Origin of the sequence: Limnospira fusiformis SAG 85.79, assembly GCF_012516315.1 — a bacterium.
Classification (GTDB): Bacteria; Cyanobacteriota; Cyanobacteriia; order Cyanobacteriales; family Microcoleaceae; genus Limnospira; species Limnospira fusiformis.
The window spans coordinates 19967-37308 of the sequence record NZ_CP051185.1 but is presented as its reverse complement, the minus strand read 5'-3'; the positions used below and the strand labels follow the sequence as shown (position 1 = coordinate 37308).

Annotated in this window: 16 protein-coding genes and 2 pseudogenes; 10 read left to right on the top strand and 8 right to left on the bottom strand. The window is 46.3% G+C overall.

All coding sequences use genetic code 11. From position 1 onward, the window contains the following. The first annotated feature begins 43 nt into the window (after positions 1-43). Both HFV01_RS00195 and HFV01_RS00190 read left to right on the top strand, forming a co-directional pair. Positions 44-970 (top strand): glycosyltransferase family 2 protein, encoded by a 927-nt coding sequence (locus HFV01_RS00195; protein WP_006623074.1) that lies wholly within the window; start codon positions 44-46, stop codon positions 968-970. Positions 971-1008: 38 nt separating this feature from the next. Next, positions 1009-2226 (top strand): 5-(carboxyamino)imidazole ribonucleotide synthase, encoded by a 1218-nt coding sequence (locus HFV01_RS00190; RefSeq protein ID WP_006668339.1) that lies wholly within the window; start codon positions 1009-1011, stop codon positions 2224-2226. 113 nt (positions 2227-2339) lie between these two features. Here HFV01_RS00190 and HFV01_RS00185 read toward each other — a convergent pair whose 3' ends face one another. The 4 genes and pseudogenes from HFV01_RS00185 to HFV01_RS00170 all read right to left on the bottom strand — a co-directional run. After that, the gene (locus HFV01_RS00185) at positions 2340-2576 is read right to left on the bottom strand and encodes a hypothetical protein (RefSeq protein WP_006619724.1); all 237 of its coding nucleotides are present in this window, start codon (positions 2574-2576) and stop codon (positions 2340-2342) included. A gap of 272 nt (positions 2577-2848) precedes the next feature. Then, the gene (locus tag HFV01_RS00180) at positions 2849-3268 is read right to left on the bottom strand and encodes a tetratricopeptide repeat protein (protein ID WP_006623072.1); all 420 of its coding nucleotides are present in this window, start codon (positions 3266-3268) and stop codon (positions 2849-2851) included. A 97-nt stretch (positions 3269-3365) separates the two neighbouring features. Continuing rightward, the gene (locus HFV01_RS00175) at positions 3366-3728 is read right to left on the bottom strand and encodes a HesB/IscA family protein (RefSeq protein WP_006668338.1); all 363 of its coding nucleotides are present in this window, start codon (positions 3726-3728) and stop codon (positions 3366-3368) included. 21 nt (positions 3729-3749) lie between these two features. After that, positions 3750-4143 (bottom strand): annotated as a pseudogene (locus tag HFV01_RS00170) (zinc ribbon domain-containing protein); the annotation flags it as partial. Positions 4144-5215: 1072 nt separating this feature from the next. Here HFV01_RS00170 and HFV01_RS00165 point away from each other — a divergent pair. From HFV01_RS00165 to HFV01_RS29980, 3 genes and pseudogenes are all read left to right on the top strand, one after another. After that, positions 5216-5395, top strand: a complete 180-nt coding sequence (locus HFV01_RS00165; RefSeq protein WP_008050473.1) for a hypothetical protein — start codon at positions 5216-5218, stop codon at positions 5393-5395. Between the two features lie 102 nt (positions 5396-5497). After that, positions 5498-6509: pseudogene (locus HFV01_RS00160) on the top strand (IS630-like element ISAtsp4 family transposase). Positions 6510-6959: 450 nt separating this feature from the next. Then, positions 6960-7082 carry a hypothetical protein gene (locus HFV01_RS29980; RefSeq protein WP_006623065.1) on the top strand — a complete coding sequence of 41 codons (123 nt, stop codon included), beginning with the start codon at positions 6960-6962 and terminating at the stop codon, positions 7080-7082. Positions 7083-7486: 404 nt separating this feature from the next. On the opposite strand, the gene HFV01_RS00155 is transcribed toward HFV01_RS29980, so the two are convergent. Next, positions 7487-8800 carry an RNA-guided endonuclease InsQ/TnpB family protein gene (locus tag HFV01_RS00155; RefSeq protein WP_193520723.1) on the bottom strand — a complete coding sequence of 438 codons (1314 nt, stop codon included), beginning with the start codon at positions 8798-8800 and terminating at the stop codon, positions 7487-7489. Positions 8801-8845: 45 nt separating this feature from the next. Here HFV01_RS00155 and tnpA point away from each other — a divergent pair, with 45 nt between their 5' ends. The 4 genes from tnpA to HFV01_RS00135 all read left to right on the top strand — a co-directional run bounded on the left by tnpA (position 8846) and on the right by HFV01_RS00135 (position 12496). After that, on the top strand, positions 8846-9250 hold the full coding sequence (gene tnpA / locus HFV01_RS00150; RefSeq protein ID WP_035759030.1) for an IS200/IS605 family transposase: 405 nt from the start codon (positions 8846-8848) through the stop codon (positions 9248-9250). A 313-nt stretch (positions 9251-9563) separates the two neighbouring features. Continuing rightward, entirely contained in the window at positions 9564-11189 is a 1626-nt protein-coding gene (locus HFV01_RS00145; RefSeq protein WP_006668332.1) for a DUF6930 domain-containing protein, read from the top strand. 25 nt (positions 11190-11214) lie between these two features. Continuing rightward, positions 11215-11610: a DUF1823 family protein gene (locus tag HFV01_RS00140; RefSeq protein WP_006623062.1), complete on the top strand. Its 396-nt coding sequence runs from the start codon at positions 11215-11217 to the stop codon at positions 11608-11610. A gap of 7 nt (positions 11611-11617) precedes the next feature. After that, a complete protein-coding gene (locus tag HFV01_RS00135) occupies positions 11618-12496 on the top strand; it encodes an NAD(P)-dependent oxidoreductase (RefSeq protein ID WP_006623061.1) in 879 nt (292 codons plus the stop codon). Positions 12497-13358: 862 nt separating this feature from the next. Here the strand turns inward: HFV01_RS00135 and HFV01_RS00130 are convergent. Both HFV01_RS00130 and sir read right to left on the bottom strand, forming a co-directional pair. After that, positions 13359-14117, bottom strand: coding sequence for a 16S rRNA (uracil(1498)-N(3))-methyltransferase (locus HFV01_RS00130; RefSeq protein WP_006668331.1), 759 nt, complete (start codon positions 14115-14117; stop codon positions 13359-13361). A gap of 74 nt (positions 14118-14191) precedes the next feature. After that, positions 14192-16192: a sulfite reductase, ferredoxin dependent gene (gene sir / locus HFV01_RS00125; RefSeq protein WP_006623059.1), complete on the bottom strand. Its 2001-nt coding sequence runs from the start codon at positions 16190-16192 to the stop codon at positions 14192-14194. 164 nt (positions 16193-16356) lie between these two features. Here sir and HFV01_RS00120 point away from each other — a divergent pair, with 164 nt between their 5' ends. Further along, positions 16357-16626, top strand: coding sequence for a CRR7 family NDH-1 assembly protein (locus HFV01_RS00120; protein ID WP_006623058.1), 270 nt, complete (start codon positions 16357-16359; stop codon positions 16624-16626). 69 nt (positions 16627-16695) lie between these two features. On the opposite strand, the gene HFV01_RS00115 is transcribed toward HFV01_RS00120, so the two are convergent. Beyond that, the gene (locus tag HFV01_RS00115) at positions 16696-17247 is read right to left on the bottom strand and encodes a DUF2854 domain-containing protein (RefSeq protein WP_006623057.1); all 552 of its coding nucleotides are present in this window, start codon (positions 17245-17247) and stop codon (positions 16696-16698) included. Between the last annotated feature and the right edge of the window lie 95 nt (positions 17248-17342).

Here is a 17342-nt window from a genome sequence, read left to right as displayed (position 1 = left end):
GATTTTCTTGTGTGGTTAAAAAGTTCAATTTGAACTGCCTATTATGCCATATATTTCTGTTGTCATCCCTATCTATAACGGCGAAGCGGATTTTCCAGATTTGATTGATTGTTTGCGATCGCAAATTTACCCAACCAATCAGGTTGAGTATCTGCTAGTAGACAATAACAGCAGCGATCGCACTGGGGAAATTCTGCAAACAGCTACCCAAGATCCAACCCTGCCCCTGCGACCCCTGACGGAAAATCAAATCCAAAGTTCCTACGCAGCCCGAAATCGTGGTATCCGCGCCGCCAGAGGCGAAATTATCGCCTTTACCGACGCTGACTGTCGCCCAGAACCGGAATGGTTAAAAAACCTGGTACAACCATTTGGAGATGATCAAATCGGCATAGTAGCAGGGGAAATTATCGCTTTACCCGGAAACACTCTCCTAGAAAAACACGCCAGCCGCCAAGATACCCTTTCTCAAAAACACACCCTCGCACACCCTTTTTATCCCTACGGTCAAACCGCTAATTTAGCCGTGCGACGAGACGCATTCCAAAAAACGGGGTTATTTCGTCCCTATCTCACCACCGGGGGAGATGCTGATTTGTGTTGGCGCATTCAACAGCAAACCAGCTACAAGTTAGCCTTTATGGAAAAAGCACAGGTCAAACATCGCCACCGCAGCACCCTCAAAGGATTACAAAGTCAGTGGCGACGCTATGGAGAATCCAACCGCTATCTTCACCAAATCCACGGCGTGGATTTAATGCCTCAAATGCAGCCTAAAGACTATATATATAGCCTGGGGCGGTGGATAGTCAAGGAATTGCCCATCAATAGTGCTAAGGCGATTATAGGTCGCGGTGAGTGGGTTGATGTGGTGGGGACTCCCATAGGTCTACTTAATGCTAGATGGCGATCGCAGGGTCAGCAACAAGCAAGTCTTCCTGAACAAGCCAAACAGATTGATCAGCTTTAATCACATAAAACCGTCAAGTGTCGCGGAGGTTTTTTACGATGAACGTCACCCTTATACCCCCCCCTTCCAATCAAACACTTACCCGCGTTGGTGTCATTGGCGGCGGACAATTAGCTTGGATGATGGCTAGTGCGGCTAAGAATTTGGGGGTGTCTCTGGTGGTCCAAACTCCCCATAATAGTGATCCGGCTGTGGCGATCGCCACCGATACGGTTTTAGGAAATATTGCTGATGCGATCGCTACTCAGGAGTTAGCTAAACGCTGCGATGTCATTACTTTTGAGAATGAGTTTATTGATCTTGATGCCCTCCGGGTATTGGCAGAAGCCGGGGTCTGTTTCCGCCCCCGTCTGGAGGCTTTAGCACCCCTGTTAGATAAATTTGAGCAATTATCTCAATTACAAGGTTTAGGCTTGCCTGTGCCTCGGTTTGAGGCTCTAACACGGGTTGAAGGTGATCTTAACCCTCAGATTACACAAGGTTTGGGTTATCCGGTAGTTCTCAAAGCTAGACGGCATGGTTATGATGGCCAGGGAACCTTTATCATTCCTGATGCTGCTACCTTGAAGGCTACCTGGGCGAAGTTTGATTATCCCCCCATGCTACTACAGGAGTTTATCCCCTTTGAACGGGAATTGGCAGCGATCGCCGCCCGGTCAGTCACCGGAGATGTCGCTATTTATCCCATCGTGGAAACTATCCAACATGATCAGGTTTGTCATCGGGTGATCGCCCCCGCTAAGATTAGCACCCATTTACAGGATCAAATTAATCGATTAGCCCATACCCTTCTCCATGGTTTAGACGTGGTGGGGCTATTTGGTATTGAGTTTTTCCTGACCGCTTCTGGGGAGGTTTTGGTGAATGAAATCGCCCCCCGCACCCATAATTCCGGTCACTTTAGCCTTGATGCTTGTCATACCTCCCAATTTGAACAACATTTGCGGGCGGTCTCTGGTTTACCTTTGGGAAATCCTGACCTTAAATGTGGCGGCGCGGTGATGGTGAATTTGTTGGGGTTTGAGTTGGCGGAAAATGACTATTTAGCTAAACGGGAACAACTGGCTGCTATTCCTCAAGCTAAAGTTCACTGGTATGGGAAAATTCAGTCCCGTCCGGGTCGTAAACTGGGTCATGTCACCGTGTTAATTGATACTGAAGACCCAATCCATACTCTTCAAGAGGAAGCACAGGCGATCGCTCAACAGATAGAATCTATTTGGTATGGTGATCAACTTCCCTACCGCCATCAGTAATCATACTCATTTGACTGATTGTTACCCCCCCCCAAAAAAAAATAGCTGTCCTTACCTGTGAGGACAGCCTAATTTATCTAATTTATAGGTATATACTCTTAGTATTTAATACTCTAAGATTCTGCACTCTCCCCTGACTGAGATGATTGTAAATTATCAGGATCGACATAGTAGCAAACGGAATCTAAGCAAATTAACGCCCAGCCCGACTCTTCAATGTTTTTTAACTTGTAAGCACCCTGCTGCACAAAAAAGCCTTTATGATTGCGGGTATCAGCCTTAACGTAAACTTGGTTATCATTAACCTGGTTATCATTGCCCATAGTTATTTCTACGTTATCATTGCCCATAGTTATTTCTACTCCTTGTGTTATCAAATTGGTCTGCTAACTTCAAATAAGATTGTTAATGCGTGAAGTTCCCAAATCTTATCATTTATTTTGCCAATTGTTGGTTAAATAATATTATTTTTTGTAAAGGAGTTTCAAGAGCTACCTAGTAGGAATATTTACTCAGTCGCCCTATTCAACTGGAATTTACTTGAATTGCCGTGAACAGACCCGATAATTTCAGGTCTATTACTGGCGATGCTATATGTTAGCATATCATCAAATTAGTATTGCTAAAGTTCTAGCAGCCATTGTTTAACCCTAAGTAAACTTTTCCATTCAGGTTTGCGAGTCAATCCATCGTCCAAATTTTTTTTGACTTCCTCTAGCCACTCCGAATCAGCCATAATCATCTGTTGAGCCATTTCTACATGGGGACGAACCCCGGGTTTTTGTAAATCCAACATCGATACGGCTAAATTTACCCTAGCTTGGGGGTCGTGGGGATTTAATTTAACTGCTAACTTGGCGGCTTTATAAGCCGCAGAAGGTTTATCAGCAAGGAGGTATAACCAAGCTAGGCTAGTCCAGGCGTTACTATTTTTAGGAGAGCGATCGCACACTTCACGAAACACGGGGATTAAGGTATCCATAGCTTCCCCAGCTTGATAACGCTCAAATCCTTCCTTAAACAGTTCTTCAGTAGTTTTCATCGTTAGAGAGCAAGTATTACAGACTACAAAGCGATCGCCATTGTCTAACTACAATCTGCGATCGCCTTTAATCATACCTGATGTAGTCCGTCAAAAATCAAGTAGCAAAGGACTTACCACAGCCACAGGTTTGACTAGCATTAGGATTAGTAAATTGGAACCCACCCCCAATCAAAGCGTTGCTGTAGTCAAGGACCATACCATAAATATACAGCAAACTCTTGGGATCACAAACAACCTGAAAACCATTATGGTCGAAGACCTCATCGGTATCCTGGATGTTATTGGGTTCAATAAAATCCATCATGTAGGACATACCAGAACATCCCCCCTGACGGACACCCACCCGTAAACAGAGGTCTCTACCCTGCTTCTCGCGCAGGAAAAGCACCTGCTGAACAGCAGCATCAGTCATCTGAATTCCTTGGGTTGGGGTTTTAGACTCAGTTGCTTGTGTCATTGGCTTTCCTAACTGATACATTTACGCGACATTTTTCCGGTTGTTCCTGGACAATGCGACGATAGCACTATTACCCGTTAAGGTAACAGAGGCGGTATCCCGCAAAGCTTTTAGAAAGATTCCAAAAGCACCGTTCAAGTCCCGTGGTAGAGTGAACCCGCACTCAGGACATCGGAACACTTTTGAGCCACCTAGCTGGGAATGAACATGACCACAGTGAGTACAGGTTTTGCTGGTGTATTCTTCGGTCACATCTACAACTGTTCAGTTATTTCCGCGCTTGATGTCTCAGGGTTAGTTTGAATCGATAATGCGCCCATGTCAGTATGGCGCGGGCAGTCTTAGACCTGATTAGACGCTTCACCTTGGCAACCATATTGGAAGTCTCGAAGGTGGGCAAAAAAATCAGGCTGTGTTATGGGATGGTCAGGGATGCGACCCAATCAAGCAAGGGGTTTAAGTCCTCACCGGGTAGTTATTTCGCCCATTTCAGCTCTATTTCATACCCGAAGGTCTCGCACCCATACTTGGTATTGTAGCGCATCGCCCTAATTGGTTCAACTAATCTGCGATTAAATTAAGCTCCTTGATTTTTATGATTTTCGCCAAGCGTGAACTAGAGATCGAGATGGGTCTGACGACTGGCTCGGACTATTGAGAACCGTTACCTGTTATGGTCGAAAGGGAAGTCACCTCCCCCAACTCCAATTCAAAACCGTGCTTGATACTTTCACATCACACGGCTCCTGATGTGGACACCCTATTGTCAGTAGGAACAGGGTTACTACCCCCTGCTTTGTGACTTCAACTTTGGGAGCTATATACACCACGTAGTCTTTAAACTCGCTCACGTCATAAGCACTCTTACTTATCGCAGTCTCTATATCCACACCGTGACTAGTGGGCATATCCCAACCATTACAGTTAGGCATTGGCTTTCAGTCACATCCTTTCCCCTTATAGGGTTAGGGGTCGAGAGTGAAGTCACCTTCACCCTCTCCCATTCAGAACCGTGCTTGATAGTTTCCCATCACACGGCTCCTGGTGTGGATACCCTATTTGTCAAAGGAGCAGAATCAAGAGACCTGCTTTCTACTTCGATGTTCAGAGCTATATGCACCACGTAGTCTTTAAACTCGTCCTCGCCATTATATTCTTACTGACCGCAGTATCTATATCCCCACCGTGACCTGTGGGCATATCCCAACCATGACAATTGGGCTTTAGCTTCTGGTCACATCCTTCACCCTCTAAGCATGCGCTTACATTTTTCACTACTGCCTTGTGAATAGCATTACTCACTTGTTTATAGGCAGAGCATTAGAGGGGTTACAACGTTCCGATTATATGGGCATTCCATCGTTAGATTTGTCCTCAGAACCGGGGTACTTTTAAAGGTCTGTGTAGGTAGTCGGACGAACCCCCTACTTTTCCCCTTGCCCTTTTGAGCGCAGCGTGTCAACCTATTTCGCTGCTAGTGTATTACGATGGTTCAAGTCGGACATTCGGTCTTCCTAATCATAGATGGTTGGCAGTGGTCGCGTCTTGGTAGTAGGTTCTACCTCACGCCTTCCGTTCCCCGCTTCAATCCTGGAGTTATGATTTCCAAAACTGGGGGTGGCTATCGCCGTTACTCTCTACTCCCTGATTTCTCAGTTCGTTTATGACCTTGAGTTCCCTGCCTTGCTTAGTTCCCTAAGCGTCGGGACATATAATATCAAGTTCGCTTAATCGGTTATAATATCAGTGACCAATGCCAAACTTGCGTTATGCCCAGACGAATTAGTATAGCTCCCCACTTAAGTACCGAAGAACTTGGCCGGGCTTATCACCAAGCCCAAGAGGGCTTGGAAAGTCGCCAATATCAAATTATTTGGTTGTTGGCTAAGGGGAAGACCACGGAGGAAGTCCAAGAAATTACGGGCTACAGTCGCATCTGGATTTATGAATTGGTAAAGAGATACAACCAATTGGGATTAAAAGGGCTGGGTGATCGCCGAAAAGGAAATCCCGGACATCCACCGTTAATTGATGATGTGACTCAAGCTCAGTTATGGCAAGCCCTGCAAGGAACAGCGCCGGATGGGGGACTGTGGAACGGTCGCCAGGTGGCAGACTGGTTGACAGGAGTAACTGGACGAAAAATTAGCCGACAAAGGGGATGGGAGATTCTGCGACAAATGACATTTCGGCTTCGTGTACCGAGACCGGCTCACATCGAAAGTGACGAAGACGAGCAGCAAGCCTGGAAAAAAAAAACTGGTAACGGAGTTAGAGGGACTTCGCCGGAGATACCCTGATGCACAGGTGCAATTGTGGAGCGAAGATGAACACCGTCTGGGACTCAAACCGGTGATGCGACGTATTTATGTAGCGGAAGATTGTCAACCACTCGCCCATATTAATTGGAAATTCGAGTGGTTATGGCTATATGGTTTTGTGAGACCGGAAACGGGAGAGACTTATTGGTGGATTATACCTTACGTCAATACAACTCTATTTAGTCGAGTGTTACAGGAGTTTGCTGCCGAATTTAAATTAGGTCCAAATCAACACATTATGTTAGTGGTTGATCAAGCCGGATGGCATATCAGTAAGAATCTGAAAGTACCCGAAGGACTGCATTTAATGTTTCTACCGTCCCATTCCCCGGAACTACAACCAGCAGAAAGACTGTGGCCTCTGGTAGATGAACCCATTGCCAATCGTTCATTTGAGAATCTTGATCAGCTAGAGGAACTCTTGTGTGCTCGCTGCCGAAGTTTGTGGAAACAGCGCTAATTAATTCGAGGCTTGACCAGTTTTCATTGGTGGCCTCAAACCGAGACTTTACTATAATTGATTATCCGGACTTGATATAACCAGTTATGAGGATGCTCAGGAGAGGTCTCCTTATATCCAGATTCGGAGCTGGAATCCTCACCGGGTAGTTATTTAGGGCATTTCAGCCCTATTTCATACCCGAACGTCTCGCACCATACGCTTACACTTTTCACTACTCTACAAGATTTACTTGCCGAGAACCTAACAGGGGTTTAAACGTTCCGTTTATATGGGCATTCCATCTTTAGACTTGTCCTATCCACCGGGGTACTTTTAAAGGTCTGTGTAGGTGATGATAGAATTACCCTACTTTTTCCCTTACCCTTTTGGGCGCAGCGTGTCAACCTATTTCGCTGCCTGCTAATGACGATGGTTCAAGTCGGAACATTCAGATTTCCTTAGTCATGGATGGTTGGCAGTGGTCGGATTATTGGGAATAGGTTTTCCCTCACGCCTTCCGTTCCCCGTTTCAATCCTGGGTTTGTGATTCCCAAAACTGGGGGTGGCTACCGCCTTTACTCTTTCCCATAATCGCCCCAAGTGGATTTTACTCCTCCTAAGTTCACCTGGACGGTAAATTTGGCGATTTCTTAAAATGGGATTGACCTTGAGTTTCCTGCCTTACTCGGTTTGCAGCCCGAGCGTCGGAACATATAAACAGTTAAGGGGTAAACTGGGTTGATTCAGTCTATCTCCCTCTAGGAGGTTATTTCAGGCATTGCAGCCCTATTTCAATCCTAAACGTCTCGCACGCTATCCTTAGCATGGCAGAATGGGAGACACTATTGTTGAAACAGTTCCCCGTGGGGTTCCATAGCTAATTTAAAGCCGGGCTAATTAATGTATGGTAGTTCAACTCACGAATCGACCCTGCCATCTATTGATCCTAGCAAGGATTGTAACAAATCTAAGGGGGAGATTGACTACTCCCCGCGCTAAAGCGACGGGGATTCCCCGGAGGGATTACAGCACTTCTGAGTTAGGATCGACACACCAGGAAGATCCCAAATTCTCAGACGCCTAGGCGAAGTCAAAACGCCTCTTGCGGGGATGCCTTGCATCCCCGTTACTTTTGCTTTGCGACCGATATTCCACGCCCCGTTGCAGTCGGCATTGACCTCAACGCCAGCAGCAGAGCGATAGGTTCCACGTCGAATGCGCCTACCTGAAGCCTTCCAACCCTCGGGTTTTTCACCGTAAACGGGAATACTGTCTAGGTCTAACGCGGACGCTTGCGACGTATAACTTTCCTCCTGTTCAACGAACAAAATACCGTGGGCCTCGCAAAGCTGAGCTATTCGGTTCTTCAGCCTTGCCGTAGGAATCTGCACAAATTTCTGGTTGGTTTGGCAGCCCATGCTGGCCCCGTTTTTTTGCCCCTGATTCCAGCCAAAGACCACAGTGCCAATGCCATGCTTCAGGCAGTGATTGACCACTAGCCTATCTGCCTTGTTGACGGCATCCCGCATCTGGCGATTACGCTTGCCCGTGAGCTTATCTAGCAACCTGCACCAAAAGGCATGAGGCTTTCCCTCTTTGATGGTGGCGACCCGTTTGTTGTAGAACTGGTTGAGCGCCTTCAGGTGCTTGCCGTCCACAATCAAACTATGGCCCTCGCTATCCACACAGGTCAGCCAGTTGTCAATGCCGTGATCAATGGCTAGCGACTTCTCAGGGTCTAGAACCACGGGCACAACGGGGGGTGCTTCGCAGATCCAGACGGCATCAAAGTAGCCTGCACGAGGAACAATCTGCACCTCTCTAACCTTTTCCCAGTCAAGGTTTGACGGGAAAGGCAGGAAGATTTCGGGTAGGTCAAACCAGACCTTGCAGGCCGTTCCCATTGGCACCCTAACCTGACCATCAACCAGCCTCAGCCACCGCCTAGGGTAGCTAAGCTGAAACATGCCGCCAGACTTGCGGTAATTGGGCGGCTTCGGCTTTTCAGTCAGCCCACCGCTGCGCCATAACTTCAGTAGCTCACGGTAGCCCTTGAACGCCTCACCCACGCTGATACAGGTTTGCTGTGCAGCGCTGGTATAGAGCGCTTTCATGTGGGCGTTGTGCTTCATCTGGCTCGATAGCCAGCGCCCATTCGAGAATTTACCTGCCTTGAAATACAACTGCCTAGCCAGGTAAACCGTGCAGTTGTAGAGGTTATTTGAAGCCGTGCCAAGATACTCCAGTGCGGCCCTCAGGGGAGGGTCGTCAGGGAGTTGATTGACTTGTGCTGCAAAGGTTTTAGCCATAAAACAAGTATACTAGAATTGTCGATAAATGGGTAGCCTTCAACAATGCGAGATGAGTCAATCAACTACCGCCACGGCAACCACTCGGTAGGGCTGGCCCATGTTCACCTGGTCTGGATTCCGAAAAGGCGGAAGAAGGTTTTGGTCGGCAACGTCAAGATGAGGCTTGCCGCAATACTGAATGAGGTTGCCCTAGAAAATGACTGGCTGGTCAAGGCTCTGGAAATAGCCCCTGACCACGTTCACATCCTGGTAGAGCACGGCTCTCAGGTCGCCATTCACCAAATAGTCAAAGTTATGAAGGGGCGTTCATCTAGGCGGATCAGGCAGGAGTTCCCTCACCTCTGCAAGCTACCTTCATTGTGGACTCGGTCGTATTACTACGAAGCTACAGGGAAAGTCAGCACGGCTAAGGTGACAGCTTACATTAACGACCCTCACCATTCCTGATGGCGGCTAAAGCCGCCGTGTCGCTTTTCCGCCCCGCTATAAAGAGACGGGGCTACCAATCTCCCGAGTTTTTATCGTGTTAAGATCGCGGTCAAGGAGATCCGGGCTAGGGGCGGAAACCCAGTCCTACAGCCAGATCTAATCTGGGCGCGATCGCATTTACCCGAATTTGGTATTTTGTCATACAATCTAAGTTAGGGACTAAAGCCGGGACAAATAACCGGTACTCTCAACGGAGCGGGTCCTTTCCTGGTTCTGAGAATCGTGTAAAATCCTAATCTGGTAGCACTACTCGATATTATAAATTATCTAAATGACATTTCTCAATCGTTCAACCCTTCGTCGTTTACAAAAACTACCCTCCATTCCTAGCGTGTGGGAGGGCGATCGCCGTCCCATGTCTCACGAGTCTCGACCTAGTTTGGAAACAGATATAGAGGCTGATAATGACTGCATCATTTGGGTTGACGGTTCTCAGGGAATGGTACGGTCAATGGATATGGTATCGGCTAATATTGGCCCAGAAGCGATCGTCCGAACTTTACTCAGGGCGATGGAACATCCCCAAAGCCCTACCCCAGCAGCCCGCCCTCACAAAATTGTGGTCAAAGATCGCGAAATTCAGTTTTTCCTGCGCGGTGTCCTACAAGAACTCGATATAGTTATAGACTATGTACCAGATTTACCACTAATTGATGAGATATTTAGGGGACTCCAAGAAGTAGCCGAAAGTCGCCCCCCTCAACTCCCCGAAGCCTTTGTAGATCCCCTGCTCAAAAAAGCCGAGCAAATTTGGAAAGATGCACCTTGGGATAAATTAGGGGAACATCAAATTATTTCTATAGAAATCAATCACTTAGACGTAGGAACTATCTACATTTCTACACTGGGTAAGTTAGGGATGGATTATGGGGTGCTAATGTACCGTTCCCTAGAATCTTTAAAAAGGTTTCGAGAAAGAGTTGTTGCTGACCGACCTTTTGATAACCTAGAAGAAGCATTTTTAACTCAAGATTGTCTGTTTGTCACCTTTGAGCCTTTGTCAGAAGAAGATGAGGAGGAGGACGTAATCTGGGAAACTTTATCAGCATCGCAGATTGAACCTAACTTTGGTAATTTACACCCCTTAGAAGGTTTGCGATCGGTCATCTACGAAGAAGAAGCCACGGTGATGATGGTAGCCTTGGAAGCACTGCACCGATTCTTACGAGATTTTCGCTATAAATTAAATGAGGATTCATTTCCTGAGCTGTCTAAACGCTATCGCATATCTTGTTCTGTACCTGATGCACCTGAAACCAAAATGATTTCGGTGAAGGTGAAAACTTTACCAGAGGTGGCTGATGAACTTCTGGAAATGGTGAAAGCAGCGGAAGATGACGAGGAGGAGTTTGATTACCCTACCTTACGAGATGATTTGATACCACCTAAATCATTTTTGAGTTTGGGTGTAATTCCTTGGGAAACGGTGGATTACTTGCGAAACAATACGGAGTTCTACCAGCCTTCTGATGTGGATATTCCTCAGAAAGGGGATGGTTTACCTGTGATTTTGATTCAAACTTATGAGCCGGAGGCGAAAACACTAATTCAAAATTTGGAGGAGGCTGGAGGATTAGCGGGAATATGTTTTAACTCAGGGAAAGATCCAGTTGAGGGTCGGAATTATGACCTGGGAATTTTGAAGACAGAAAATGGTGAGTTGCATTTGTTTGGGGAATTTATCGAGGATGACCCAACTCATCAGCGGGCTAGGACAAACTGGGAAAGACGCTGTAGCCAAACTGAGGGTTGGTGTGGTTTAATTATTGCTATGGGGTTGACAGATAGCCCTAGTGATCAGCCCGGTTTTAAGGATATGATGGCATTGGTTGAATTGCGCTCTGTTTCTCCTGATGAGTTTGGATTGGGACCTTTAGAACTCATTACCCCCATGTAATTAACTGGAAACTACAACCTAGGTTATGTCTGAACTACCCCCCCTAAATACTGATACGATTTGGGCGATTCTCAATGAGGAAATAGAGGACAACACTGTTAATCAACTGGTTTGGTATTATCTTGGTTATCGCTATGACGAACAAAGCGATCGCTGGGATATAACTCAAGTTGATACACAGTGGCGAGAAACATATCGAGAACCCCCGGACTTTATCGAAAGCCGTCCGGCTACTGTTCAACTCACCCGGTCGATACCTAAAGAAAATAAACAACTCCTGAAAGAGGAACTAGGCTTTAAAGGCTACACTATTGGAAACTTTGGACCGAGACAAACCCGGCGCGCTACTATGGCTAACTGGTTACTCTCCTATATGAAAACTACCCAAGCTAATAATACAGATATTGAAAAATTGAGGTAAGGATTTCGTGACTAAAACTGCATTTTTGGGACTTGGCGTGATGGGTGGCTATATGGCTGCTAACCTCGCTCAAGGTGGTTATGATGTGAAAGGATGGAATCGTACTCCCTCGCGTCCTGGTGTGGCGATCGCCTCTGATGCAGGTGCTACAATCGTCCATAGCATAGAAGAAGCTGTGACCGAAGCTGAGGTGATCTGTACCTGTGTGGGAGATGTTCCCGACGTGGAAGAAGTCATCCTTGGTTCCCTTGGGGTGATTCAGTTTGCTAAACCGGGCGCGATCATTATAGACTTTAGCACTATTGGGTCGGCGGCGGTTCATCCGATCGCTTCGGCGATCGCATCCCATCAAATGCAGTTTTTAGATGCACCTGTTTCCGGGGGAGATATCGGCGCGAAAAATGGTACTCTAACTATTATGGTGGGTGGCGATCGCCATAGCTTTGACACCTGCCTACCCTTGTTAGAAACAATGGGTAAAAATATCCGCTATTGTGGTCCTAGTGGTAGCGGTCAAGCTGTCAAACTCTGTAATCAGGTACTATGTTCCCTCAACATGATTGGACTATGTGAGGCGATGTTACTAGCGGAACATCAGGGTATTGACCCTCAACTAATTGTGGAGGTATGCAGCACCGGAGCCGCTGGGTCTTGGGCTTTGTCTAACCTAGGGGAAAAGGTAGCTAACAATGATTTCGCTCCGGGTTTTATGATTCGCCACATGGTTAAGGATTTGCGATTAGTTCAAGAGGCTATTTCCAGGGAGTTACCAGGGGTAAAATTAGCCGATACCCTGTTTAAAATAGTTCAGAATTTGGATGAAGGTTTAGGCTCTACTCAAGGAACCCAAGCCATGATTAGAGCTTATCAGAAGCCGGACAATTAACAATTAACAATTAACAATTAATAATTAATAATTATCCATTTCGGAGACCGCAGCCACCAGAGATAAAGCTACCATGGGGGCTGTGAGCGATCGCCAAAATTAACAATTAATAATTAATAATTAATAATTAATAATTAATAATTATCCATTTCGGAGACCGCCGCTACTAGAGATAAAGCTACCATGGGGGCTGTGACCGATCGCCAAAATTAACAATTAATAATTAATAATTAATAATTATCCATTTCGGAGACCGCCGCTACTAGAGATAAAGCTACCATGGGGGCTGTGACCGATCGCCAAAATTAACAATTAATAATTAATAATTAATAATTAATAATTATCCATTTCGGAGACCGCCGCTACTAGAGATAAAGCTACCATGGGGGCTGTGACCGATCGCCAAAATTAACAATTAATAATTAATAATTAATAATTAATAATTATCCATTTCGGAGACCGCAGCCACCAGAGATAAAGCTACCATGGGGGCTGTGACCGATCGCCAAAATTAACAATTAATAATTAATAATTAATAATTAATAATTAATAATTATCCATTTCGGAGACCGCCGCTACTAGAGATAAAGCTACCATGGGGGCTGTGACCGATCGCCAAAATTAACAATTAATAATTAATAATTAATAATTAATAATTAATAATTATCCATTTCGGAGACCGCCGCTACTAGAGATAAAGCTACCATGGGGGCTGTGACCGATCGCCAAAATTAACAATTAATAATTAATAATTAATAATTAATAATTATCCATTTCGGAGACCGCCGCTACTAGAGATAAAGCTACCATGGGGGCTGTGACCGATCGCCAAAATTAACAATTAATAATTAATAATTAATAATTAATAATTATCCATTTCGGAGACCGCAGCCACCAGAGATAAAGCTACCATGGGGGCTGTGACCGATCGCAAAATTCGGCTTCCCAGAGACACCGGCTGAAATCGCCTATTAATAGCCTCCTCAACCTCTGGTGTTGTCCATCCCCCTTCGGGTCCAATAGCTAAAAGCAGGGAATTGTAGACATAACCCTTTCCTTGTCCCGTTCTCGCAGCCAACAAACAATTCAACAGGTGGGGAAAATCTCCCCTAGCCACACAAATATATTTATCTACCTCTTCTCCCTGGTCTGACAAGGTTTCCCAAGCCTGCTGTATCGATAGTGGATCAGTAATTTCCGGGAGGATCTGACGTTCTGACTGTTCCGCCGCCTCTGTAGCAATACGTCGCCAGCGGGCTAGTTTTTGAGGGCTAGGGACAACCACAGTGCGGGCGCTCATAATGGGAACCAAACGAGACACTCCCAACTCCGTAGTACAGCGCACAATCTCCTCAAAGCCACTTCCTTTAGGCATAGACACCCATAAAGTCACAGGTATGGGTAACTCATTGTTAATCCTTATCGGTTCAACTACAGTGGCATTTTGCCCGCCTTTCCAGATAGCCAGCCACCAACCCCCCCGACCATCAAGAATAATAAAGCGATCGCCTGGTTGTAGGCGCAAAACCCGACCCAAATAATGCTGTTGTCCAGCAGTCAGGTCTACTTGTTGGTCGTGGAATTGTTCAGAAGCGATCGCGATCCGTTGAAGTTCCCTCATGAAATTCTGTTAACAAAATGACCCCACCCGACTTTTGGTAGGGTGGGGATTACTTAATCTGCCATTAAAGGCAATTAGGACTCAGCTCGCACCTTAGCTAGGTACTCCTCAATCGCCTGGGTAGCAATTTCCACAATTGGTTTGCTTTGGCGTTTGGACTCATCTTTTAGTTGACTATAGATGTCATGACGCACACTAACCCGATGTCGAATTTTGCTAGGATCGACCGGAGCTTGGGGCGCGGGAGCCTCATTAGAGGGTGTTTCTACGGAAGTCGGGACAGGGATTTCTTTCGTCTCAATGTTCATCGAGGAATCTACTTGGTAATTGGATACAAAAGTGCGGATGGAGTCTAAACCAACACGATGGCAAAAATCGCCAAAACTCTCGGACGGTTGCCGATTCTGTTTAAAGCCAACAAAAATCGGCTCCAGAACTGCTTCTAGGTCACATAGAGCCAGCCGTTCCATAAAAGGTTCAGCTAGTCGCGTTTGGTTAGGAGAGCCTCCCAGCCAAACCTGGTAGGTGTCGGGAGCGCTACCGACGAACCCCAGTTCCGCCATGTAGGGTCTGGCACATCCATTGGGACATCCTGTCATCCTAACGACAAAATGCTCCTGTTCCAGCCCTACCTTGTCCAACAATACCCGAATCCGGTCCAGGATACCAGGGATTGCACGTTCAGATTCTGTAATTGCTAATCCACAAGTCGGGAAAGCTGGACAGGCCATGGCATAGCGGACCAGAGGATCAATTTCTGTTTCTGGCAAAACCCCATGTTCTTTCAGAAGGCGATCGATTGTCTTTTGGTGTTTGGGCGAAATCTGATACAGGATAATGTTATGGTTGCCTGTAATTAACATTGGCAACTCAAACTTTTGGTTAATTTGCTGTAAAGCCGCCTTCAGCCGGAAACTCCCGTCATCTTTCACCCGACCATTTTCTACCGAGATACCCAGAAATAAGTTACCGTCGCCCTGTTCATGCCATCCCAGGTAATCTTGATATTTCCAGGGAGGCAGGGGTTTAAAAGGTTTTAGGGGTTTGCCAAAATAATCCTCAACCTGAGCGCGGAATTTGTCAACTCCCCAATCCTCAATTAAATATTTCATCCGCGCGTGGCGGCGGTTAGTGCGATCGCCATAATCCCGCTGGGTTGCTACGATCGCCTTCACCAAATCATAAATATCAGCGCGATCGACATAGCCAATTTCATCAGCTATACGGGGGAAGGTTTCTTCCTTGCGGTGAGTTCTACCCATACCGCCGCCTGCTAGGACGTTAAATCCCTCCAATTCTCCCGCCGCATTAGTTATGACCACCAAACCCACATCTTGGGTATAAATATCAACAGAGTTATCTCCGGGGACTGTTACCGCACACTTAAACTTACGGGGCATATAATGCTTGCCATAGATCGGCTCTTCCCCCTCATGGAAAATTGTGCCATTACCATTGCGATCGCGCGCCGCTTTGACTTCCGGGTTTTCCTCCGCACTAACTATTTTTTCCCCATCGAGCCAAATTTCATAATAAGCCCCAGTCTGAGGAGTCAGCAGATCCGCAATATAATTCGCGTAGGTTTTCGCATACTCATACTCAGGGCGATCGCAATAGGGGGCTGGAGGAGCCATCACATTCCGGTTCAAGTCTCCACAAGCACCCAGAGTCGAGCCCATGCTTTTGATAATGCTAGAGAGAACCGTTTTCAGGTTCTTTTTGAGAATCCCATGGAGTTGGAACCCTTGGCGGGTAGTTGTCCGCAGTGTCCCATTCCCGTATTCATCCGCTAGATGATCCAGAGTCTGATAAAGTTCAGGGGGGATAAATCCGCCTGGGCTGCGGGTTCGCAACATAAACTGATAATCTTTCTCTTGTCCCGGAACCCGATTATCTCGGTTATCCTGTTGGTAGGAGCCATGAAACTTGAGAATCTGAACCGCATCCTCTGTCAAATAGTTGCGATCGTTCAGCAGTTCAGTAGCTAAAGGCTCCCGCAGTTGATTACTGCGCTCTTTGATAGCTTCAAGTTTAGAGAGCTTTTCCGCTGATTTGGTAAATGTAGGGCTTGTCATAGTAAGGTGAAGTGCCAGTCAAAACAAAAAAACATCGAGGCTGAACCTGACTTAGCATAAATTCCAAGCCACACCCACTGGTTCTCGATATCCTAGCAAAATGATCGTACCATGATTATGCTAGAGATTGTCCTGCTGATGTTTAGATTTGGTAAAAATTTTTTATGGCAGATTCTTTAATGTACCAGGAAGATCACTTTGTGGTCTTGGAGTCTAACCAACCCGAGCAACTTATGACTGTCGCTGAACTTACAGACAAGTTACAGGCTATTCTAGCCCAACTACAAGATGATCTCCCCCGTGAGCTCCAAAAGTTTCCCACCCCCTCCCAGCAAGCCGAATATCTCATCAATACCTGCTGTGATCTTGATTTGGGACCCGGAAAATATCTACAGTGGTATGCAGTACGTTTAGAAAAAGGCAATCCCGAATAGGTAGCATAGACACCAGTTCCCCAAAGCTATGGGATTTAACCCCAAATTTGCCTATTGATTAGCCCTCAATTAGCTTTCCGTATCAGCAATCATGATTAAATCCACGCAATCAGTTTCTGGTTGAGTCACCTGTACCCGCAAATTCGGACCAAAAAATTGAGCAATTTTGCTTTGTTTCTCTTCCCACACCGATAGAGGCACAAAAGGCGAGTAAAATTCTAAAATGAGCGCATAACTGCCATCAACCACCCCTTCCCGCAAGGCTTGTAGTTGTGGGTGTTCCTCATCATTCCCTCCTAGCTTCAGGCGTTCGATCGCATCAATCAGGTGAGCAGATTGGCCATAACGATAGCGGGTCACATCCGATCGCACTTGATTTTGAGTCGGGGTCGCCTGTTGTTCCCGCTTGCTGAGGACTTCTGGCGTTGTCGGTTCAGAAAATGGTATCGGTTTAATTTCTGCCGCTTTCAGAGCTAGTCCCCCCAATAATAGGGGAATCCCATAAAAAAACCCCGCTAGGTTCAGGGTAGCATAGTCAGCAAAATAGGCGACAAACCCCACCACAGTAATTAACCCACCCAGCACTAAACCCACTTGAGCCAGAGAAATTTTACGCAACATCAGATTAACTAATTATCAATTTTTGTCATCAATCAATACTTTACCAAAAAATTGCCCGTCAACCCCAATCATTTACAGTCCCCCAGTCCGGTTTT